The organism is Stutzerimonas zhaodongensis, from assembly GCF_003696365.1.
GTDB lineage: Bacteria > Pseudomonadota > Gammaproteobacteria > Pseudomonadales > Pseudomonadaceae > Stutzerimonas > Stutzerimonas zhaodongensis.
The window spans coordinates 44,550-65,688 of the sequence record NZ_RFFM01000008.1 but is presented as its reverse complement, the minus strand read 5'-3'; the positions used below and the strand labels follow the sequence as shown (position 1 = coordinate 65,688).

General features: G+C 60.3%; 22 protein-coding genes. 13 read left to right on the top strand and 9 right to left on the bottom strand.

Annotated features, from left to right (window positions below; genetic code table 11):
• Positions 1-83: 83 nt before the first annotated feature.
• The 4 genes from EA797_RS20215 to zwf form a co-directional block, all read right to left on the bottom strand.
• Positions 84-482, bottom strand: coding sequence for an ectoine synthase (locus EA797_RS20215; protein ID WP_122168555.1), 399 nt, complete (start codon positions 480-482; stop codon positions 84-86).
• 12 nt (positions 483-494) lie between these two features.
• Positions 495-1,769 (bottom strand): diaminobutyrate--2-oxoglutarate transaminase, encoded by a 1,275-nt coding sequence (gene ectB / locus EA797_RS20210; RefSeq protein ID WP_122168553.1) that lies wholly within the window; start codon positions 1,767-1,769, stop codon positions 495-497.
• Positions 1,766-2,299, bottom strand: coding sequence for a diaminobutyrate acetyltransferase (ectA, locus tag EA797_RS20205; RefSeq protein WP_122168551.1), 534 nt, complete (start codon positions 2,297-2,299; stop codon positions 1,766-1,768). The genes ectB and ectA overlap by 4 nt, the downstream gene beginning before the upstream one ends.
• 655 nt (positions 2,300-2,954) lie before the next feature.
• Positions 2,955-4,397: a glucose-6-phosphate dehydrogenase gene (gene zwf, locus EA797_RS20200; RefSeq protein ID WP_122168550.1), complete on the bottom strand. Its 1,443-nt coding sequence runs from the start codon at positions 4,395-4,397 to the stop codon at positions 2,955-2,957.
• 251 nt (positions 4,398-4,648) lie between these two features.
• On the opposite strand from zwf, the gene hexR reads away from it, so the two are divergent.
• Positions 4,649-5,515 carry a transcriptional regulator HexR gene (gene hexR, locus EA797_RS20195; protein ID WP_122168548.1) on the top strand — a complete coding sequence of 289 codons (867 nt, stop codon included), beginning with the start codon at positions 4,649-4,651 and terminating at the stop codon, positions 5,513-5,515.
• A 113-nt stretch (positions 5,516-5,628) separates the two neighbouring features.
• Entirely contained in the window at positions 5,629-5,844 is a 216-nt protein-coding gene (locus EA797_RS20190) for a PA3496 family putative envelope integrity protein (protein ID WP_122168546.1), read from the top strand.
• Here the strand turns inward: EA797_RS20190 and EA797_RS20185 are convergent.
• Positions 5,786-6,748, bottom strand: a complete 963-nt coding sequence (locus EA797_RS20185; RefSeq protein ID WP_122168544.1) for a LysR family transcriptional regulator — start codon at positions 6,746-6,748, stop codon at positions 5,786-5,788. The genes EA797_RS20190 and EA797_RS20185 overlap by 59 nt on opposite strands.
• A gap of 228 nt (positions 6,749-6,976) precedes the next feature.
• On the opposite strand from EA797_RS20185, the gene EA797_RS20180 reads away from it, so the two are divergent.
• From EA797_RS20180 to EA797_RS20165, 4 genes are all read left to right on the top strand, one after another.
• Positions 6,977-8,392, top strand: a complete 1,416-nt coding sequence (locus EA797_RS20180; protein WP_122168542.1) for an acetyl-CoA carboxylase biotin carboxylase subunit — start codon at positions 6,977-6,979, stop codon at positions 8,390-8,392.
• Positions 8,393-8,402: 10 nt separating this feature from the next.
• Positions 8,403-10,220 (top strand): sodium-extruding oxaloacetate decarboxylase subunit alpha, encoded by a 1,818-nt coding sequence (oadA, locus tag EA797_RS20175; protein WP_122168540.1) that lies wholly within the window; start codon positions 8,403-8,405, stop codon positions 10,218-10,220.
• A gap of 80 nt (positions 10,221-10,300) precedes the next feature.
• A complete protein-coding gene (locus EA797_RS20170; RefSeq protein ID WP_122168539.1) occupies positions 10,301-11,242 on the top strand; it encodes a sodium-dependent bicarbonate transport family permease in 942 nt (313 codons plus the stop codon).
• A gap of 2 nt (positions 11,243-11,244) precedes the next feature.
• Positions 11,245-11,547 carry a P-II family nitrogen regulator gene (locus EA797_RS20165; RefSeq protein WP_122168537.1) on the top strand — a complete coding sequence of 101 codons (303 nt, stop codon included), beginning with the start codon at positions 11,245-11,247 and terminating at the stop codon, positions 11,545-11,547.
• Positions 11,548-11,642: 95 nt separating this feature from the next.
• On the opposite strand, the gene EA797_RS20160 is transcribed toward EA797_RS20165, so the two are convergent.
• On the bottom strand, positions 11,643-12,038 hold the full coding sequence (locus tag EA797_RS20160) for a hypothetical protein (RefSeq protein ID WP_122168535.1): 396 nt from the start codon (positions 12,036-12,038) through the stop codon (positions 11,643-11,645).
• A gap of 291 nt (positions 12,039-12,329) precedes the next feature.
• Here EA797_RS20160 and glsB point away from each other — a divergent pair, with 291 nt between their 5' ends.
• Positions 12,330-13,238, top strand: coding sequence for a glutaminase B (gene glsB, locus EA797_RS20155; RefSeq protein WP_122168533.1), 909 nt, complete (start codon positions 12,330-12,332; stop codon positions 13,236-13,238).
• Between the two features lie 131 nt (positions 13,239-13,369).
• Complete coding sequence (locus EA797_RS20150; RefSeq protein ID WP_122168531.1) at positions 13,370-14,065, top strand: carbonic anhydrase; 696 nt, start codon at positions 13,370-13,372, stop codon at positions 14,063-14,065.
• Between the two features lie 121 nt (positions 14,066-14,186).
• Here EA797_RS20150 and EA797_RS20145 read toward each other — a convergent pair whose 3' ends face one another.
• On the bottom strand, positions 14,187-14,639 hold the full coding sequence (locus EA797_RS20145) for a thioesterase domain-containing protein (RefSeq protein ID WP_122168529.1): 453 nt from the start codon (positions 14,637-14,639) through the stop codon (positions 14,187-14,189).
• 133 nt (positions 14,640-14,772) lie between these two features.
• Complete coding sequence (locus EA797_RS20140) at positions 14,773-15,177, bottom strand: YkgJ family cysteine cluster protein (RefSeq protein ID WP_122168527.1); 405 nt, start codon at positions 15,175-15,177, stop codon at positions 14,773-14,775.
• A gap of 203 nt (positions 15,178-15,380) precedes the next feature.
• Between EA797_RS20140 and EA797_RS20135 the strand changes: the two genes are divergently transcribed.
• From EA797_RS20135 to EA797_RS20115, 5 genes are all read left to right on the top strand, one after another.
• The gene (locus tag EA797_RS20135) at positions 15,381-17,840 is read left to right on the top strand and encodes a glycogen/starch/alpha-glucan phosphorylase (RefSeq protein ID WP_122168525.1); all 2,460 of its coding nucleotides are present in this window, start codon (positions 15,381-15,383) and stop codon (positions 17,838-17,840) included.
• A gap of 198 nt (positions 17,841-18,038) precedes the next feature.
• Positions 18,039-19,049 carry a class 1 fructose-bisphosphatase gene (locus tag EA797_RS20130; protein WP_122168523.1) on the top strand — a complete coding sequence of 337 codons (1,011 nt, stop codon included), beginning with the start codon at positions 18,039-18,041 and terminating at the stop codon, positions 19,047-19,049.
• A gap of 4 nt (positions 19,050-19,053) precedes the next feature.
• Positions 19,054-19,656: a DUF924 family protein gene (locus tag EA797_RS20125; protein WP_122168635.1), complete on the top strand. Its 603-nt coding sequence runs from the start codon at positions 19,054-19,056 to the stop codon at positions 19,654-19,656.
• A gap of 96 nt (positions 19,657-19,752) precedes the next feature.
• Complete coding sequence (gene bamE / locus EA797_RS20120; protein ID WP_122168521.1) at positions 19,753-20,007, top strand: outer membrane protein assembly factor BamE domain-containing protein; 255 nt, start codon at positions 19,753-19,755, stop codon at positions 20,005-20,007.
• A 9-nt stretch (positions 20,008-20,016) separates the two neighbouring features.
• On the top strand, positions 20,017-20,556 hold the full coding sequence (locus EA797_RS20115; RefSeq protein ID WP_122168519.1) for a lipocalin family protein: 540 nt from the start codon (positions 20,017-20,019) through the stop codon (positions 20,554-20,556).
• Positions 20,557-20,687: 131 nt separating this feature from the next.
• On the opposite strand, the gene EA797_RS20110 is transcribed toward EA797_RS20115, so the two are convergent.
• The gene (locus tag EA797_RS20110) at positions 20,688-21,119 is read right to left on the bottom strand and encodes a hypothetical protein (RefSeq protein ID WP_122168517.1); all 432 of its coding nucleotides are present in this window, start codon (positions 21,117-21,119) and stop codon (positions 20,688-20,690) included.
• Between the last annotated feature and the right edge of the window lie 20 nt (positions 21,120-21,139).

Sequence of the window (21,139 nt, the reverse complement as noted above, 5' to 3'; positions counted from 1 at the left end):
TTTCTCCTTGAATCGGTGTCGCAGGACGATGCGGGCCGCCCTGCGGTTCAGTGAGACGAGCGGGCTCGTCCCACTCTGTCGCCTCAGACGACGGTTTCAGCCTCCAGCGGATAAACGCCGCTTTCGTCGTGTACTTCCTTGCCGTTGAGCGGCGGATTGAAGACGCAGGCCAGCTTCATTTCCTCGGTGCCGCCGCGCAGCAGGTGCTCGTCGTGCTTGTCGAGGATGTACAGCGTGCCCGGCTCGATCTTGTAGATCTTGCCGTCAGCGATGGTTTCGATCTCACCATTGCCGCTCATGCAGTACACCGACTCCAGATGGTTCTGGTAGTGGATGTGCGTCTCGGTGTTGGCGTAGATGGTGGTGATGTGAAACGAGAAGCCCATCTTGTCGTCCTTGAGCAGCATCCGCGTGCTGTCCCAGGTCTCGGTGGTGATCTTGCGGTTGGACTGCTCGCATTCAGCCAGGGTACGTACGATCATCTCAAACTCTCCTCACGAAACTTGGGTGGCGGCCTGATCGGACATCACGGCGGCAAACGCTTTGTCCAGGATGCTCATGGCCTTGTCGATCTGCTCTTCACTTATGATCAGCGGGCAGAGACACTTGACCACTTCGCTATGGGCGCCGCTGGTCTCGATGACCAGACCATTCTCGAATGCGTGGCGGCAGATGGCCGCAGCGGTGTCTCCGTCCGGGCAGCTGATGCCGATCATCATGCCGCGGCCTTTGACGAACAGAGAGTCCGGGCCGTAGCGGCGGACGATCTTGTTCATGCCGTCGGCGATGCGCTTGCCCTTGGCCTTGACGCTATCGGCGAATGCGTTGTCCTTCCAGAAGTGCTCGATGGCAGCGGCCGCGGTGACGAACGCGTGGTTATTGCCGCGGAAGGTGCCGTTGTGCTCGCCCGGCTTCCACTGGTCCAGCTCCTTGCGCAGCAGCACCATGGCAAACGGCAAGCCGTAGCCAGACAGCGACTTGGACAGGGTGATCATGTCCGGCTTGATGCCCATCTCTTCGAAACTGAAGAAGGTGCCGGTACGGCCGCAGCCGGCCTGGATGTCGTCGACGATCAACAGCATCTCGTGCTTGCGGCAGAGTTTTTCCAGCTTGCGGACCCACTCGGCGGAGGCGGCGTTGAGGCCGCCTTCGCCCTGGACCACTTCCACGATCACGGCAGCCGGCTTGTCGATGCCGCTGGACGGGTCGGTCAGCAGCTTGTCCATCATCGCGATGGTGTTGACCTTGTCGCCGAAATAGTTGGCGTAAGGCATGCGGCTGACATCGGTCAGCGGGACGCCGGCAGCGCCACGATGGTGCTTGTTACCGGTCGCCGCCAGGGCACCGATGCTGCAGCCGTGAAAGCCGTTGGTGAAACTGATGACGTTGTTACGGCCAGTCACCTTGCGCGCCAGCTTCAGCGCGGCTTCCACCGCGTTGGTGCCGGTCGGGCCGGTGAACTGCATGATGTAGTCCATGTTGCGCGGCTTGAGGATCAGCCGGTCGAAGGTCGACAGGAAGGTCTCCTTCGCCTCGGAGTACATGTCCAGACCGTGAGTGATACCGTCAGCTTCGATGTAATCGAGCAGCGCCTGCTTGAGCACCGGATGGTTATGGCCGTAGTTGAGCGTGCCGGCGCCAGCGAGGAAGTCGATGTAATGCTTACCTTCGCGGGTAATCAGTTCGGCGCCACGGGCTTGCTTGAAGACCACTGGAAAGGAGCGGCAGTAGCTGCGAACGCCAGATTCGTGCAGTTCGAAAGTTTTCATGCGTTTTCCTCAAGTTCTTCTTCTGATTTAGGTGCGGCAAACGGGCCGGCGCGGTAGAGCACTTCGTCTTCGTGCTTGCCGGCGAAATGTTCGGCGCGAGCGAACAGGGTGCGGGTGCTGTAGTCGGCTCCGAGTTTGGCGAAAGCCTTCTTGAACAGCGCCTGGGATGCCCCGTTGTCCGGCGAGATGGTGGTTTCCAGATAGCTGATGCCCTGCTCAGTGGCGACCCGTTGGATAAGGGCCATCAGCATGCGCAAAGCCAGACCCTGGCCGCGCATCGAGCCGTCGACCGCAACCTGCCAGACGAACAAGGTGTCCGGGCGGGAAGGCGGGCAGTATCCGGAAATGAAACCTACCAATTGGTCGTCTGCGTTAACGGCAGCGATGGAGGTATCGGCGAAATCCGAGCACTGCAGAAGGTTGCAGTACACCGAATTGATGTCCAGAGGTTGGCAACGTGCTACCAGCTCATGGAGGGGATGACCGTCGCCGTCGGTTGGGCGACGGAGCGTTACGGTAGGAACACTCAAAACAAATCCTTTGGGGTTGTTGATTGAAATCCTTTTCTAGAATAAACACATCAAAAAATTAATCTCAACCCGAGTTGCCGATCATGGGCGCTGGTTCGCCACTGATATCTTCGAAGTTCGCCGTTTATCGCGAAAGTTGAACTTTCAAATCCGAATCCACAACTAGCGGACGTTCGGCGGGATACAGGTCAGATAGTCAGTGCATATCGGTAGCCAGGAATCAGCTCATTCAACATTGGTCACGCGGGCGTTAGGAGAGTCTGGTCAGATGGCGTGGCTGTGACAACACAATCCCTTGTATTAAAAGGATTTTATCGAGATTTCAGTGGGTCGTTGATGCTAAGGAAATACGCAGGTTTTCACGCCTGCGGACTAGGGCGAACATGGGGCGATATCGAGGGCAGATACTCAGCCTGAACTTACGAGTTGTGTTGCGGATATCTTGGCCAGATATGGATGACTTGTTCAGCGGAGATGACGACCTCGTCATGCTGAGTGAAATTTTTGTGGCGATGAGATTTCCATGTGAAGCCGCGAAGTTAGGCGGTAGTTGCGTGTTGGTCGATATCGGTAGTTGCCGTTAGTTGCACTAATCCGCTCCAGCCCAGAGGCTGGAGCGGGATACCGGCCGTTGAAAATCAACCTGAGAAATGGCTCAGCGCCACCATTTGCGGCCCTGATGCTCGATCAGCTGATGAGCTTGATCCGGGCCGTCCGTTCCGGCCGGATAGGGTCGCGGTTTACGGTAATGGCTCTGCCAGCCGCGCAGGATGGGGTCGACCCAGTTCCAGGCCGCCTCCACTTCGTCGCGGCGCATGAACAGCGTTGAATCACCCTCGATCACATCCAGCAACAAACGCTCATAGGCTTCCCAGCGCCGTGTGCTGCTGAAGGCGTGGGCCAGGTTCAAGTCGAGCTCGACCGGCTCCAGCTGCATGCCTTTGCCAGGTGCCTTGGCCATCAACTGCAGGCTGATGCTTTCTTCAGGTTGCAGGCGGATCACCAGGCGGTTGACCTCGCCCTTGGTGAAGAGCATGTGCGGCACCTGCTTGAAGGTGATGATGATTTCCGAACGCTTCTTCGCCATACGCTTGCCGGTGCGCAGGTAAAAGGGCACGCCGGCCCAGCGCCAGTTATCGATCTCGGCCTTCACCGCGACGAAGGTTTCGGTATCGCTGTCGTTATCGACATCCTTTTCGAAGTAGTAGGCCTGGACATCATTTCCGCCGATCTGTCCGGCGACGTACTGACCACGCACGGTCTTGTCCTGTACATCGTTACCTGTGATGGGTTTGAGCGCTTCGAGAATCTTCACCTTCTCGCCGCGGATGGACTTGGCATCGAAACGTACCGGCGCTTCCATCGCCACAAGGCACAGCAGCTGCAGCAGGTGATTCTGCAGCATGTCGCGCATGGCGCCAGCATGGTCGTAGTAGCTGCCACGCTCCTCAACGCCCAGCGTTTCGGCCACCGTGATCTGCACGTGATCGATCTGACCACTGCGCCAGATCGGTTCGAACAGGGCATTGGCAAAGCGCAGCGCCATGAGGTTCTGCACCGTTTCCTTGCCCAGATAGTGGTCGATCCGATAGATGCGTGATTCGGGGAAGACGTTGCCGATGGCCTCGTTGATCTCGAGCGCCGACTCCAGGGAATGGCCGATGGGCTTTTCCAGCACGATGCGAGCTTCTTCTCCCGCAAGTCCCGCACTTTCGAGGTTGGACGCGATGGGCTCGAACAGATTGGGCGCAGTCGCCAGGTAGTGCACACGAACGCGGCCTTCTGGCTGGCCCAGGTGATGGGCAAGGCGGACGAACTCGCCGCGCTGGGTGGCGTCCATGGAGAAGTAATCGAGGCGCTGGCTGAACGCTTTCCACATGTCAGCCTCGAAGTCCGAGGGCGTTATCTGAGCGCGGATGTGACGCTCGGCCAGGGTCAGGTACGCATCGAGGTCGATGTCCTGACGGGCAATCGCAAGAATGCGGACATCATCGTGCAGCCGCTTCTCGCGGTGCAGGTAATAGAGCGCAGGGATGAGTTTGTGTAGTGCCAGATCGCCGGTACCGCCGAATACCAGCATGTCGCAGGAAATAGACACAGCGTCACTCCAATAAGGTGGACAGACTCGATTCACGTGCCGGATGAACAAGCACGTAATTCCGCTTCTTCGGCCGATTTTGCCTTGTTTTGCCTTTCTCGCTTACGTTTTAAACGGCACGTAGGTGGGCGATACTGCGAGGCTTGTAGTATAACTACAAGTCCACTACAACCCAGCCGGCACGACGGATGCGAGCGCACCCGCAGCGTTCGACCATTCTTGCCAGGTTTTGATCATAGCGAGTCCGCCACGTGAACCTGCTGCAACACATTGCCCAATCGAGAAGTTCGCTACGCAAGTCGGAACTGAAAGTTGCCGACCATGTGCTCCTCGACCCAGCAGCGGTGATGCACAGCTCGATGGCTGATCTGGCCCATGTGGTGGGCGTCAGCGAGCCAACCATCGTGCGTTTCTGTCGCGCCATTGGTTGCCTGGGTTTTCAGGATCTCAAGCTGAAACTGGCGCAGAGTCTCGCCGCGGGGGCGAGCTTCGGCCAGTTCGCGATCAGCGAAAATGATTCGGTCACTGACTTCGCGCTGAAGATCTTCGACACCACCCTGCACACCTTGATGGAAGTGCGCGAGAAGCTCGATTCTGATGCGCTGGAGCGAGCGGTCGCCGCCATGGCTGTGGCCGAGCGTGTGGAGTTCTATGGTTTTGGTGCCTCCGGTGCAGTAGCTACCGATGCCCAGCACAAGTTCTTCCGCCTGCTGCTCAGCGCTGCGGCATACTCCGACCCCCATATGCAGGCGATGTCCGCCGTCACGCTCAAGCCCACCGACGTGGCGATCTGCATCTCCCAGTCGGGCCGTTCCAAGGACTTGCTGATCACGGCAAATGTGGTGCGCGAATCCGGCGCCACGCTGATTACCCTTTGCCCGAGCCAGACGCCGCTGGCGGAGTTGGCGACCATTAATCTGGCCATCGACGTACAGGAAGACACCGAGATCTACACGCCGCTGACTTCGCGTATTGCGCATCTGGTGGTGATCGACGTGCTGGCAATGGGTGTTGCCATGGCGCGCGGCCCTAGCCTGGTCAACCATCTCAAGAGCGTGAAGCGCAGCCTTCGCAGTCTGCGCCTGTCGCCCAAATCGGTGAAGACCCACGAGGATTGACGCAACGTGACCGCTCGGTCCTCCGTCATCACTCCGTCATCTTGTTGACCTCATAGCGTCACCCAACACTTCGATGCTGAGCCTCCCAGTACTTCACTATCCGGGAGAACAGCATGTCTCAGCCACGTGATGCCTACGTCAACCTTGACGCCCGCGCCCGCCGCAAAGTGCAGGACGAGCGTCGCATGCATTTCCGCCGCGCGATCGAGAGCTACGACGAACAGCGCCAGCTGCATGCGCAGTTGATGGAATATCCGGACCTGTTGATGATCAGCCCGCTGCTGGACGGCCTGCCGGCGCGCCATCAAAGCGGGCAGCCAGCGCACTGATCTGCGCACGCTCTTCACGGATGAAGGCGAAGAACGCCTGGGCGACGGGACTCAGCCGCTTGCCGCGCGGGTGAACCACGCACCAGCTGCGATAGAGCGGCAACTCCAGTACGGGTAGCTCGTGGAGCAACCCGTGCGCCAGCTCCAGATGCACGGCGTGGCGAGGTATCAGCGCCAGTCCAAGTCCCGCCGCCACGCTCTCACGCAGCGCATCGAGCGATGCCACCTGCACCGTCTGAGCGAAATGGGCACGTTTCTGCCGCAGATAATCCTCGGCGGCCTTGCGAGTGCCTGAGCCGGGTTCGCGGATCAGCAGAGGGTAGCGGGTGAGATCCTGTAGCTTCAGCTCTGGTGCTGTGCATAACGGATGGTCCACGGGCGCGACTGCGACGATCGGATTATCGAGAAAGGGTAGGAACTCCAAGTCCATATCGGTCGGCACTTGCGACATGATCAGCAGGTCGTCACGGCTGATCGACAGACGCTTCACCGCCTGCGCGTGGTTGACCACCACCAGTTCAAGGCTGACCTCCGGATGCTTGCGTTTGAACGCGGCGAACAGATGCGGCGTGATGTACTTGGCGCTCGACTCGACTGCGAGATTGAGCTGACCTTGTAGCGAGCCCTGCAGGTCGGACAGTTGCATATCCAGGCTGTCGAGCCGCCCGAAGATGTCCGTGCTGGCGCGCTGCAACGCTTCGGCCGCTGCGGTCAGGTAGAGTTTTTTCCCCAGATATTCGAACAGCGGCTGCCCGATCAGCTCCTCCAACTGGCGAATCTGCAAGCTCACGGCGGGCTGGGTCAGGGCCATTTCTTCGGCTGCTCGGCTGTAGGAGCGGCTTTCACAAACCGCGCGGAAAACCTGCAACTGGCGCAGGGTGATGCGCATCATGCTTTTTCGCATCGACTCGACGCTCCTTATCTTGTGATTGCCGTGTGCTTTGCAAGCGCTCTGCGCCCCGCCCGCTGGCCCATAGCGATCAGGTATAAGTAACTACTTATTCTCAGTCAAACTATTATTCATTTTCAGTAATCGTGCTCATCGGCGTAGGGTTTGGAGGCTTGCAACTGGTGCAGGCGATATGCGGCCCCTCATGGCGGCCTTCTGCTCATCGACCGAGGGAATGACAGCGTGATCAAGAAGCTGCTGATCGCCAACCGCGGTGAAATAGCCGTCCGCATCGTGCGGGCCTGCGCTGAAATGAATGTGCGCTCAGTGGCGGTGTTCGCCGAGCCCGATCGCCATGCGTTGCACGTCAAACGCGCCGACGAGGCCTACTTCATCGGGGAGGACCCGCTCGCGGGCTATCTGAACCCGCGCAAGCTGGTGAATCTTGCTGTTGAAACTGGCTGCGACGCCCTGCATCCGGGCTACGGCTTTCTCTCTGAAAACGCCGAGCTGGCGGAAATCTGCGCCGAGCGTGGCATCCGCTTCGTCGGCCCGAGCGCCGAAGTGATTCGCCGCATGGGCGACAAGACCGAAGCGCGGCGCAGCATGATCAAGGCTGGAGTGCCGGTCACGCCAGGCACCGAAGGCAACGTCGCGAATGTTGAGGAAGCGCTGGCGGCGGCTGACGGCATTGGCTATCCGGTGATGCTCAAGGCGACGTCTGGCGGTGGCGGTCGTGGTATCCGTCGCTGCAACTCGCGCGAAGAATTGGCCCAGGCCTATCCGCGGGTCATATCCGAGGCCACCAAGGCCTTCGGTTCGGCCGACGTGTTTCTGGAGAAATGCATCGTCGAGCCCAAGCACATCGAGGCGCAGATCCTTGCCGATTCCTTCGGCAACACCGTGCATCTGTTCGAGCGCGATTGCTCGATCCAGCGCCGTAACCAGAAGCTCATCGAGATCGCCCCCAGCCCGCAGCTGACTCCTGAGCAGCGTGCCTATATCGGCGACCTGGCGGTACGTGCTGCCAGGGCGGTGGGGTACGAGAACGCCGGCACCGTGGAGTTCCTGCTCGCCGAGGGCGAGGTGTACTTCATGGAAATGAACACCCGCGTGCAGGTCGAGCACACCATCACCGAGGAAATCACCGGTATCGACATCGTCCGCGAGCAGATCCGTATCGCTTCGGGCCTACCGCTTTCGGTCAAGCAGGAAGACATCCAGTATCGCGGCTTCGCCCTGCAGTTCCGTATCAACGCCGAGGAGCCTCGCAACAATTTCCTGCCCTGCTTCGGCAAGATCACCCGTTACTACGCTCCCGGCGGCCCCGGTGTGCGTACCGATACGGCGATCTACACCGGCTACACCATCCCGCCGTACTACGACTCCATGTGCCTGAAGCTAATCGTCTGGGCGCTGACCTGGGAGGAGGCGCTGGCCCGCGGTTCGCGCGCACTGGACGACATGCGCGTGCAGGGCGTGAAGACCACTGCCACCTATTACCAGCAGATTCTCGCCAATCCGGATTTCCGCAGCGGGCAGTTCAACACCAGCTTCGTCGACAACCATCCGGAACTGCTGAATTACTCGATCAAACGCAAGCCGGGCGAATTGGCCCTGGCCATCGCTGCCGCCATCGCCGCCCACGCAGGACTGTGAGGAACGAACCATGACTGCTCAGAAGAAAATCACCGTTACCGACACCATCTTGCGTGACGCCCATCAGTCGCTGCTGGCTACCCGCATGCGCACCGAGGATATGCTGCCGATCTGCGAGAAGCTCGACCGCGTCGGCTACTGGTCGCTGGAAGTCTGGGGCGGCGCGACCTTCGACGCCTGCGTGCGTTTTCTCAAGGAAGACCCCTGGGAGCGCCTGCGCCAGTTGAAAGCGGCGCTGCCCAATACCCGGTTGCAGATGCTGCTGCGCGGCCAGAACCTGCTGGGCTATCGGCACTACGCCGATGACGTGGTAGAGGCCTTCTGCGCAAAGGCGGCGGAAAACGGTATCGACGTGTTCCGCATCTTCGATGCGATGAACGACGTGCGGAACCTGGAAATCGCCATACGTGCGGTGAAAAAGACCGGCAAGCACGCGCAGGGCACCATCGCCTACACCACTAGTCCGGTGCACACCGTCGAGGCGTTCGTCGAGCAGGGCCGGGCGATGCGTGACATGGGCGTCGACTCGATCGCGATCAAGGACATGGCCGGGTTGCTGACGCCGTTTGCTACTGGTGATCTGGTCCGTGCGCTGAAGGCCGAGATCGATCTACCGGTGTTCATCCATTCCCACGACACGGCAGGCGTGGCCAGCATGTGTCAGCTCAAAGCCATCGAGAATGGCGCCGACCACATCGACACCGCGATCTCCTCCATGGCCTGGGGCACCAGCCACCCCGGCACCGAGTCCATGGTCGCCGCGCTGCGCGGCACGCCCTACGACACCGGCCTCGATCTGGAACTGATCCAGGAGATCGGGCTGTACTTCTATGCGGTGCGCAAGAAGTACCATCAGTTCGAGAGCGACTTCACCGGCGTCGATACCCGCGTGCAGGTCAATCAGGTGCCGGGCGGAATGATTTCCAACCTTGCCAACCAGCTCAAGGAGCAAGGCGCGCTAAACCGCATGGACGAAGTGCTGGCCGAGATCCCGCGCGTGCGCAAGGACCTGGGCTACCCGCCGCTGGTCACGCCCACCTCGCAGATCGTTGGCACCCAGGCGTTCTTCAACGTGCTGGCCGGCGAGCGTTACAAGACCATCACCAACGAGGTGAAGCTCTACCTGCAGGGTGGCTATGGCAAGGCACCGGGCACCATCGACGCCAAGCTGCAGCGCCAGGCGATCGGCGGGGAGGAGTTCATCGAGGTGCGCCCGGCGGACCTGATCAAGCCCGAGTTGGACAAGTTGCGGCGCGAAATCGGCGCGCTGGCCAAGTCCGAAGAAGACGTGCTGACTTATGCCATGTTCCCCGACATCGGCCGCAAATTTCTCGAGGAGCGCGAGGCCGGCACGCTGGTGCCCGAGACCTTGCTGCCGATTCCTGACGGCAGCACGGCTACCGCCGCGGGCGGGCAGGGCGTACCGACCGAATTCGTCATCGATGTGCACGGTGAGACCTACCGCGTCGACATCACCGGCGTGGGCGTCAAAGGCGAAGGCAAGCGGCACTTCTTCCTCTCCATCGACGGTATGCCGGAGGAAGTGGTGTTCGAGCCGCTGAACAATTTCGTCGGCGGCAGTGGCGGCGGTCAGCGCAAGCAGGCCAATGGGCCGGGCGATGTCAGCACCAGCATGCCGGGCAACGTGGTTGATGTGCTGGTCAAGGAGGGCGATGCGGTCAAAGCCGGCCAGGCCGTACTGATCAGCGAAGCGATGAAGATGGAAACCGAGATCCAGGCGCCGATAGCAGGTACAGTCAAGGCGGTACACGTGGCCAAGGGTGACAGGGTGACGCCGGGCGATCTGCTGATTGAGATCGAGGCTTAACAGATGTCCCTTGGGGAGCCGAAAGGCTCCCTTTTTTTGCCTATAGTGCGGGCTGATGATTGAAGGACCGGGAGGTATCGATGGGGCTTGACCCAGTAGTGCTGTTTTTCCTGTTCGGCCTGTTTGCCGGGCTTGTTAAAAGCGAGTTGAAACTGCCACCAGCGTTGTATGAAACGCTGTCCATCCTGCTGCTGCTGGCGATCGGCTTGCACGGCGGTGTCGAGCTTGCCGAACAGGCGAGCGCTGCGCTGCTGGGCCAGTCTGCGTTGGTATTGCTACTGGGCTGCGCGCTGCCGCTTCTGGCCTTCCCGCTGCTGCGCGTGCTGGGGTTTTCGCGGGTTGACTCGGCCAGTGTCGCTGCGCATTACGGCTCGGTAAGCGCCGGGACGTTCGCCGTGGTCGTGGCGTTCATGCTCGCCAAAGGGATCGATTTCGAGAGCTACATGCCGCTGTTCGTGGCGATTCTGGAAATACCGGCGATCCTCATCGGGATTGTGCTTGCCAAGGGCATCACGCGCGACACCAACTGGCGTGAGCTGGGGCGAGAAATCTTCCTCGGCAAGAGCATCATGCTGCTGCTCGGCGGGCTGATCATTGGTGCCATTGCGGGCAAGGAGGGGATCAAGCCGCTGGAACCCTTCTACACCAGCATGTTCAAGCCAGTGCTGGCGCTCTTCCTGCTGGAGATGGGCCTGATCGCTTCCGGCCAGCTTGGATCGCTACGGCGTTATGGCCTGCGACTGGCCCTGTTTGGCCTTGGAATGCCCCTGACGGGCGCCGTGATCGGCGCGCTGCTGGCGCGCTTCATGGGGCTTTCACTAGGCGGCACCGCCATGCTCGCGACGCTGGCGGCCAGTGCCTCCTATATCGCGGTGCCAGCGGCCATGCGTCTAGCGTTACCTGAAGCCAATCCCTCGCTGTCCCTCACGGCGTCGCTGGGAATCACCTTTCCGTTCAACATCCTGGTCGGCATTCCACTGTATCTCCTGCTGGCCGAAACCCTGATCGCATGGGGACTGTAGACATGACGACCGCGACCCGAACCCTGCTCACCGTGATCTGTGAGGCGGCGCTGGAGAAAAAGCTGGAGGTCGATCTCGACCACCTCGGTGCGCCAGGCTGGACATTCTCCGACGCCCGCGGCCGCGGCAGCCGTGGCATGCGTAGCGCCGGTTGGGACAATGACGGCAATATCCGGCTGGAAATCATCTGCAACCGTGAAACGGCCGAACGCATCGCCGGGCATCTGCAGGCGCGTTATTACGACAACTTTGCGATGGTTTGCTATCTGGCAGAGGTCGAGGTGCTGCGGCCTCAAAAATTCTAGACCGAGTGATGAATCGACCGGTCGCTGCCCGGACGGTGAGGTGCTCGGTTCATCCATCGCCTCGCTCACTCCAAGGCGATGGACAGCCGCTGAACCTAGCGCTCTAGCCGGCGCTGGCTGCGCAGGGTCTTGAGGTCGGCCTGAGTGCAGCTGAGTGGCTCGGCACCGGTCAGGTCATAGCAGCGCTGGCCGAAGCCCATCGGCCAGTAAATGATGCCGCCCGGTGGCCAGAAAATAGACGCAACGCGGAAGCGCGCACGCAGTTTGCCTTGCTGCAGCAGTTCGCCATCGTCGCTGCTGAGCTTGTAGGGAATGCCGCCAGCCGCCGTCCAGAAGAACGGACGTGTCTTGACCAGCCCCTGAGAGTATTGCTGCGGTCGCTCGTAGACGGCGACCTTGCTGTTCTCCGGCAGTTTGAAGTAACTCGCGGTGGAGCAGCCGGTGATCGCCAATGCGAGCGCCAACAGGCCCGCAGCACGTTTCAGTATCATCATTCATTCCTTGTGGTGACGCCCGGAGCACAGGCCGTGCCCCGTAAAGCGGGCGGCACTATACCTGAGGCCATCGTGAAGTCGAAAACGGCGCTGCTGCCGTAAGCGCAGGGATGTATCCAATGGCTTTAGGTCTCACTGCTTCGGCTTCAGCCTCTGAACCTGAGCGATGGAGCTGCTCCACTTGCTGTCCGGTATGAATGGAGATCTGGGAATGCTGTGATGAGCACCGCTTGAATGGCGTCTAGTAGCCTATTGCGCGTCACGCGACTTACCTTCCACAGGACTTGCATGCAGAACCTTTTAAGCGAAATCCTTGATGAAGTGCGCCCGTTGCTCGGGCAGGGCAAGGTGGCGGATTACATTCCGGCGCTGGCGGATGTGCCGGCTGATCAGCTGGGAATTGCGGTCTATAGCGCGGAGGGTGAGGTCTACCAGGCGGGGGATGCCACGACTCCGTTCTCGATTCAGAGCATCTCCAAAGTGTTCAGCCTGGTCCAGGCGATCCAGCATGGTGGCGAAACCCTGTGGGAGCGGCTGGGGCATGAGCCTTCCGGGCAGCCGTTCAACTCGCTGGTGCAGCTGGAGTTCGAGCGTGGCCGGCCGCGCAACCCATTCATCAACGCCGGTGCGTTGGTGATCTGCGACATCAATCAGTCGCGCTTCGCGGTGCCTGCGCTGTCGATGCGAGATTTTGTTCGGCATCTGTCGGGCAATCCGCTGATCGTCTCCGACAGCCGGGTCGCTGAGTCGGAGTATCAACACCGTGCCCGAAATGCGGCGATGGCTTATCTGATGCAGGCGTTCGGTAACTTTCATAACGATGTCGAAGCGGTACTGCGCAGCTATTTTCATCACTGCGCGTTGCGTATGAGCTGCGTCGATCTGGCCCGGGCGTTCGGCTTTCTTGCGCGTGACGGCGCTTGCCTGGAGGGTGGCGAGTCGGTGCTGAGCCCGCGGCAGGCGAAACAGGTCAATGCGATCATGGCCACCAGCGGCCTTTATGACGAGGCCGGTAATTTTGCCTACCGTGTGGGCTTGCCTGGCAAAAGCGGGGTGGGTGGCGGCATCGTCGCGGTGGTGCCAGGCCGCTTCACGGTGTGCGTCTGGTGCCCCGAATTGAATCAGGCCGGCAACTCGCTGATCGGCATGGCGGCGCTGGAGAAACTGTCGCAGCGCATTGGCTGGTCTATCTTTTGACCATCGGTAACAGCTGAGTCAGGGCGCTAGGGCTTTGCGCTCTGGCGTCGTCAAGGCCTGTCACATTTATCTGGTGTCTGAACCCAGGCGTGCAACGTCGTACCTAACCAACCATAAAGTGAGATCGAATTATGAGTCTCGAAGACAAGACGAGCGAAACGGCGCAGGAGGCGCTCGATAACCTGGTCGCGGGGGTCATCCAGTTTCGCGAAGAAATCTACCCGCAGCAGCGCGAATTGTTCAGCAAGCTGGCCAACGAGCAGACGCCGCGTGCGATGTTCATTACCTGTGCGGACTCGCGCATCCTGCCCGAGTTGATTACCCAGAGCTCACCTGGCGACCTGTTCGTCACGCGCAACGTCGGCAATATAGTCCCTCCATACGGGATCATGAACGGTGGCGTGTCGACTGCCATCGAGTTCGCTGTAATGGCGCTTGGGGTGCATCACATAATCGTTTGCGGCCATTCCGATTGCGGTGCGATGAAAGCGGTACTGAACCCGTCCAGCCTCGATGGGATGCCGACTGTCAGGAGCTGGCTGCGTCACGCTGAGGTGGCGCGGACGGTAGTGGAAGAAAATTGCGGCTGTGCTGACCACAATACTCTGGGTGTGCTGACCGAGGAGAACGTGCTGGCGCAGCTCGATCATCTGCGAACCCATCCATCGGTGGCGGCGCGGTTGGCCAGCGGGCAGCTGTTCATTCACGGATGGGTCTACAACATCGGCACCAGCGAGATCCGCGCCTACGATGCGGCACGTGGTGAGTTCCGCCTGATCGGCGATGGCCCGCTACCTATGGCCACCCCCAAGTCGCGCTACGTGTAAGCCCGCCGTGACCCGGTGTGTGTACGCATCGGGTTGCGCATCAGCCGAGCAAGAGTGGCTGCCGCTTCTCGCTCGAAAGGTCCGGTGCCGTAAAGCTGATGGCGGGTCGGGCTTGGACGGGCTATTTGTGCAGTACGAACTGCCCGGTGAAGCGCACGGCGTCGCGGCCATCGGCGGCAAGGATGCGGCTATTGAGGGTCAGGCGAGAGCGGCCGCGACGGCGGTAGATTGCTTCGAACCGGTTCCAGGCATCGTCGGCGGGTGCAGCGCAGATGGCCGTGGCGTCATCGACTACCGGTAGCGGGTAATCGATCTGGCCTTCCTGAATCACGATATGACCGTCTTCAATTCCCGCTTCCCGGAGCCGCAGGTGCAGCCAACCCCAGCCCGCCAGCACCGAGGCGCAGTAAAGGCTGCCGCCGAACATGCTGCTCTTGTGGTTGATGTTCGCTTGTAGCGGAACCTTCAGACGCAGTTCGTGATTTTCCCAATGCTCGACTCGCAGGCCCATCGCCCGGGTCAGTGGGATGTCGTGATGCAGAATGGCTTCCAGGTAGCGGCTATCGCGGCTCATGCCGGGTGGTTCCCAAGACGTTTGCAGATACAGGCAGACGCCAAGCATGACTGCTGAGTCACGATATTGCCAGTTTCAACCGGCGCTTTTTTTTGAGCAGCCGGGGCCTGCTTCGAACCTCGAGCGCGCTCCTTCAGCGAAGCGGGGTTTTCTGCTGATAGGCGCAGTAGCCGGGGCGTGGGCCGACATGCGGATGGTTGCGGCAGGTATCTGGCCGCTTGGCATAGACCGTACACAGACGGGTCTTGCGATCCAGGTAGAGACAATCGCCATTGGCCAGGCGCGTCAGCGTAAAAACCCCACGCTTCTGATTGAAATGCTCGACGATGCCGGCTTTGCTGAGGCGTTTCGCGACGTTTTTCGCCGGCTCGTCGCGTTCGAAGGCATCCACCACTTCCAGGCGAATCAGGTCGTCGATGCGCACTTCGACCGGTAGCGTGCAGCAGGTAGCCTTGCAATCGCGGCACAGCCCGTTGCTGTAACGAGCCCAGGTTTCCAGGCGATCTGGTTCGGCGGAGGCGATCAATCGAGTCTTCAAGGCGGCGGTATCGGTAATGGCGGCGCGCGATCATAACGACACACGGCGGAATTTCCAGCGAATCCGACGAGTCGAACGCCGGACAGACGGTCGCGCAGAGTCGGCTGAAACCTGCAAACCTGTCTGTATTGCCGTTTGCCGAGGTGGCCCGGCGCCGCCATGAACCCCCTCATTTCCTCTTTCCAGCTCCACGAGGTCTGTCCATGACGCAAGAAACGACTGCTCCCACCGCTGAAGAAGTCGCCGCTTTTCGCGCGAACGTGATCAGCAAGCTGACCTACTCGATCGGCAAGGATCCTGAGCATGCCTCCGATCATGACTGGTTCGAGGCTGTCGCCTTGGCTACTCGCGACCGCATGACCGATGAGTGGATGGCCCGGACACGCCAGGTCTATCAGGAAGGCAAGAAGCGGGTTTACTACCTCTCGCTGGAATTCCTCATCGGCCGGTTGCTCACCGACAGCTTGAGCAACCTTGGTCTGCTGGAGGTTGCGCGCGAGGCGCTGGCTGGCGTCGATGTCGATTTCGACCGCATCCGTGGCCTCGAGCCTGACGCAGCGCTGGGTAATGGCGGTCTGGGCCGTTTGGCAGCCTGCTTCATGGAGAGCATGGCGACGCTCGGGATTGCTGCCCATGGTTATGGCATCCGGTACGACCACGGCCTATTTCGCCAGGCGATCGTCGATGGCTGGCAGCACGAGCAGACCGAAACCTGGCTGAATTTCGGCAACCCCTGGGAATTCGAGCGTCCGGAAGTCAGCTACCTGATCGGCTTTGGCGGCAGCGTTGCTGCGATGCCGGGCACCGGCAGCAATCCAGAGCAGTCCAGGCACTTCTGGCACTGGGCCGAAGGGGTTCGCGCCATCGCCTATGACACCCCCGTGGTGGGTTGGCGGGGCGCGAGCGTGAATACGCTTCGGCTGTGGCGTGCGCGCGCCGAGGCCGACTTCCATCTTGAGCGTTTCAACGCGGGCGACCACATCGGCGCCGTCGCCGAAGAAGCGCGTGCGGAAAGTATCTCCCGGGTTCTGTATCCGGCCGACAGCACAGAAGCAGGCCAGGAGCTGCGCTTGCGGCAGGAGTATTTCTTCGTTGCGGCTTCGTTGCAGGATTTGCTTCGCCGGCATCTCGAGCAGCGCGGCACGCTGATGAATCTGCCGGAGTTCGCGGCCATCCAGCTCAACGATACCCACCCGGCCATCGCCGTCGCTGAGCTTATGCGCCTGCTGGTCGACGTACATGACGTCCCGTGGCGCAAGGCCTGGGAGCTTACGGTTGGTACGCTGTCTTACACCAACCACACACTGCTTCCCGAAGCGCTGGAGACCTGGCCGGTCGGGCTGATGGAACGCCTGCTGCCGCGCCATATGCAGATTATTTATCTTATCAATGCTCAGCACCTCGACGCCTTGCGCGAGCGCGGCGTGCACGATCTCAAACTGTTGCGCTCGGTCTCGCTGATCGAAGAGGATCACGGTCGTCGCGTGCGCATGGGTAACCTGGCGTTCCTGGGCTCCCATTGCGTGAATGGCGTGTCTGCGCTGCACACCGGCCTGATGCGTGAGACGGTATTTACCGACCTGCATTCGCTGTATCCCAAGCGGATCAGCAACAAGACCAATGGCATCACGTTCCGCCGCTGGTTATATCAGTCCAACCCCCAGTTGACGCGGCTGCTGGTCGAACACGTCGGGGAGGAGCTGCTCGACGCGCCGGAGACCATGCTGCGCAAGCTTGACCCCTTCGCCGATCAAGCCGACTTCCGTGCCAGGTTCGCTGCGCAGCGCTTGGAGAACAAGCAGATCCTGGCGCGAATGATCCAGGATCGCCTGGGCATCACCGTCGACCCGAATGCGCTGTTCGATGTTCACGTGAAACGCATTCACGAGTACAAGCGTCAGTTGCTCAACCTGCTGCACACCGTCGCGCTGTACCAGGCGATCCGGTCCGATCCAGGCGGTAACTGGGTGCCGCGAGTGAAGATCTTCGCCGGCAAGGCGGCAGCCAGTTATCACACCGCGAAACTGATCATCAAACTGACCAACGACATTGCGCGGACCATCAATGACGACCCGACGGTGCGCGGTCTGCTGAAGGTGGTATTCCTGCCCAACTACAACGTCAGCCTGGCCGAGCGCATCATCCCGGCCGCTGATCTCTCAGAGCAGATCTCCACCGCGGGTCTCGAGGCGTCAGGCACCAGCAACATGAAGTTCGCCCTCAACGGTGCGCTGACCATCGGTACGCTCGATGGCGCCAACGTCGAAATGTGCGAGCAGATCGGTGCCGATCATATGTTCATCTTCGGCATGACTGCGCAGGAAGTGGAAGCACGCAAGCAGGCCAACGAGTACAACGCCGAAGCCACCATCATCGGCTCGCCCCGGCTCAACGAAGTGCTGATGGCGATCCGCAACGGCGCGTTCTCGGCAGATGACCCCGCGCGTTACACCGCGCTTATCGATGGGCTCAAGTGGCACGACACGTTCATGGTCTGTGCCGACTTCGAGTCTTACTGGAAGGCGCAGTTGGAAGTCGAGGCGCGCTGGCGAGACGCGGACAGCTGGTGGCGCTCGGCAGTATTCAATACCTCGCGCACGGGTTGGTTCTCATCCGATCGCACCATTCGTGAGTACGCCGAGGAAATCTGGAAGGTGCTGTGAGGGCGTGGCTGGCCTGAAGGCAGGTCTGCTGAGCAGGCCTTCTTCAGGCTGCGGCCGTCCCAGGGGTGCTTTGAGGATAGCGGTGCAGGCACTTTGCCGCTTCGCTGAACTATGCGGGGCGTCGGCAGGTCTGAGGGGGGTTAGTTTTCCCTTGGCCTGCTAAACTGCGCGGGTTTTTACATCCTCCGGAGCCATTCCATGTCACGCGTAACCCTGAGTCGCTACCTGATCGAGCAGACCCGCAGCAACAACACTCCTGCAGATCTGCGCTTCCTAATCGAGGTAGTGGCTCGAGCGTGCAAGGAAATCAGCCACGCCGTTTCCAAAGGTGCACTGGGCGGCGTGCTCGGTGCGACCGAGACCGAGAACATCCAGGGCGAAGTTCAGAAGAAGCTGGACGTTCTATCCAACGAAATTCTGCTTGAAGCCAACGAGTGGGGCGGCCATCTGGCTGGCATGGCTTCCGAAGAAATGGACAACGCCTACCAGATCCCCGGCAAGTACCCAAAGGGTGCCTATCTTCTGGTGTTCGACCCGCTGGATGGCTCCAGCAACATCGATGTCAACGTGTCGGTCGGTACTATCTTCTCCGTACTGCGCTGCCCGGGCGAGTGCTTCACGCAGAACGACGCGCTCGGCGAAGAAGCGTTCCTCCAGCCTGGCACCAAGCAGGTTGCAGCCGGTTATGCGATCTACGGACCGCAGACCATGCTCATGCTGACGCTGGGCAATGGCGTCATGGGCTTCACGCTGGACCGTGAACTGGGCAGCTTCGTGCTCACCCACGAGAACATCCGGGTTCCGGAAACCACCTCCGAGTTCGCCATCAACATGTCCAATCAGCGTCACTGGGAAGCTCCGGTGCAGCGCTACGTTGGCGAGCTGCTGGCGGGCACCGAAGGCCCGTTGAACAAGAACTACAACATGCGCTGGATCGCCTCGATGGTTGCCGACGTGCATCGCATCCTGACCCGTGGCGGAATGTTCATGTATCCCAAGGACTCCCGCGAGCCTGGCAAGGCCGGCAAGCTGCGCCTGATGTACGAGGCCAATCCGATGTCCTTCATCATCGAGCAGGCCGGCGGCGCCGCCACCACCGGCACCCAGCGCATCCTCGATGTTCAACCTGAATCCCTTCACCAGCGCGTACCGGTTTTCCTGGGCTCCAAGGAAGAAGTGGAGCGTGTCACTGGCTACCACCAGGGCTGAGGGTTTGTCCTCGCCCTCGCGGGATCTACTGAACTGGTGGTTCGGTGAGGGCGCGACGGCCGTCGAAACCTCCAACGAGAAAAGCCGGCTCTGGTTTGGCTACACCCCGGAACAGGATGCCGAAGCCCGAGAGCGCTTCGGTGAATTGGTCGGAAAAGCACTGGCAGGCCAGCTGGACGATTGGGCCGAATCACCTCAAGGCTGGCTAGCGTTGGTGCTTCTGCTGGATCAGCTGCCGCGCATGATCTATCGCGGTACCCCTAAAGCATTCGCGGGCGATGAACATGCGTTTCAGCTCGTTCGCGACGGGATGGCTCATGGGGGCGATGTTCTCCTGGCGCCGATTCAGCGCGTCTTCATCTATCTCGTTCTCGAACACTCGGAAAATCTCAGTGTGCAGGATCAGGCCGTGCAGCAATTCGAATCGCTGCACAGCATTGCCGATGCCGGCGAGCAGAAGGTGTTCGCGGATTTCCTCGATTTTGCAGAGCGCCACCGGCAGGTCATAGCCCGTTTTGGTCGCTTCCCGCATCGCAACGAAGTGTTGGGGCGGTCTTCCAGTGAGGCTGAGCAGGCCTTCCTCGCCCAGCCGGGCTCCCGCTTTTAGCGCAGCCGAGGAACCTTCCCAGGCGACTCGCTTCCTAATCACATACCCGAGGCGCAGCCAAGCACGGCCAGCTGCCAATCACTAAAGGAACCTGTCATGTCTTTGCGCCATTTATCGCTGATCGCCGCTGTCGTTCTGTTGGCAGCGTGCAGCCCGGTGACCCAGGAAAATTTCGCCAAGCTCCAGGCCGGAATGTCCCGCGCAGAAGTCGAGAAGTTACTCGGCAAGCCAGGCGAATGTGCAGGTGCTTTGGGAATGTCGAGTTGCACCTGGGGACAGAAGAACCGTTTCATCAGCGTTCAGTTTGCCGGCGACAAGGTGATGATGTTTTCTGGCCAGGGCCTCAAGTAAGGAGCTTCCATGCGTTTATTCATTGCGCTGTGCTGCACGTTGTTGATCGTGGGATGCGCCCGCTCCGGTGCTGATGCCGAGGGTCCTGAGACCGTAGGCCAAGTGGACCTGAATCGTTATCAGGGCACCTGGTATGAAATCGCCCGGCTACCCATGTTCTTTCAGCGCAACTGCCTGCGCTCGCAAGCTGAGTACCGCCTGCAGGCTGACAACAGCGTCGCGGTGACCAATCGCTGTGAAACCCGCGACGGTGAGTGGCAGCAGGCAACCGGCGAAGCGGTGCTGCAACAGCCCGGCGAGACCGACAAGCTCTGGGTGCGCTTCGATAACTGGTTCAGCAAGCTGTTCCCCGGCCTGACCAAAGGGCATTACTGGATTCTCTATCTCGATGAAGGCTACGAGGTTGCGCTGGTGGGTAGCCCGGATCGTGACTATCTCTGGCTGTTGTCCAGAGAAAAAGAAATCGACGCCGCGACACGCGACACGCTGCTCAAGCAAGCCCGAGCGCGCGGATACGATGTGAGTGAGCTGATCTGGCGCGGCGAATAGTCCTGAGTTTCTCCAGCTGCCATTCGAGGTGTATGGGGTCCACTAGCTGGCCGCGCTCGTCCAAAAGCATGTCTGGGAGTAAATGGCAGGCAACTTGAGCAGTGGTTGCTATGGCTCGAATACTGAGCGAACTAGTCCCAGTTCATGCGCGCCAGCTGCCAGTCGCCCTCCGTACGCCACCATTCGAGTTTCACGTTGTAATGCCCGACGCGCTGCGGCAGCAACCCCTCCGCCCCGGTCAATGCCACTTGGGCTTCGCTGTAGCCTTTATCCGGATAGGTTGGGTCGATCCAGCTGCGGTTGTTGAGTGCGACCACTCGCACGTTGCGATGGCGCAGAAACATCAAGGTGGCCGTGCGCTTTACCCAGTCCTTATCCAGTCCCTCGTTAGCGCTGAACTCTGGATGAATCAGCGCCATCAACGCGCGGTTGTCTTTGTCTTCGATGCTTTCCTGCAATGATTTCGCAGCGGCATCGAGCGCTGCCTGGGAATCTTCCCGGCCGCAACCGACGAGTAACAGTGATAGCGCCGCAGCTGCGGCTGCTAATTTCCATACGGACATGCCGAACCTCTCGAACCTCG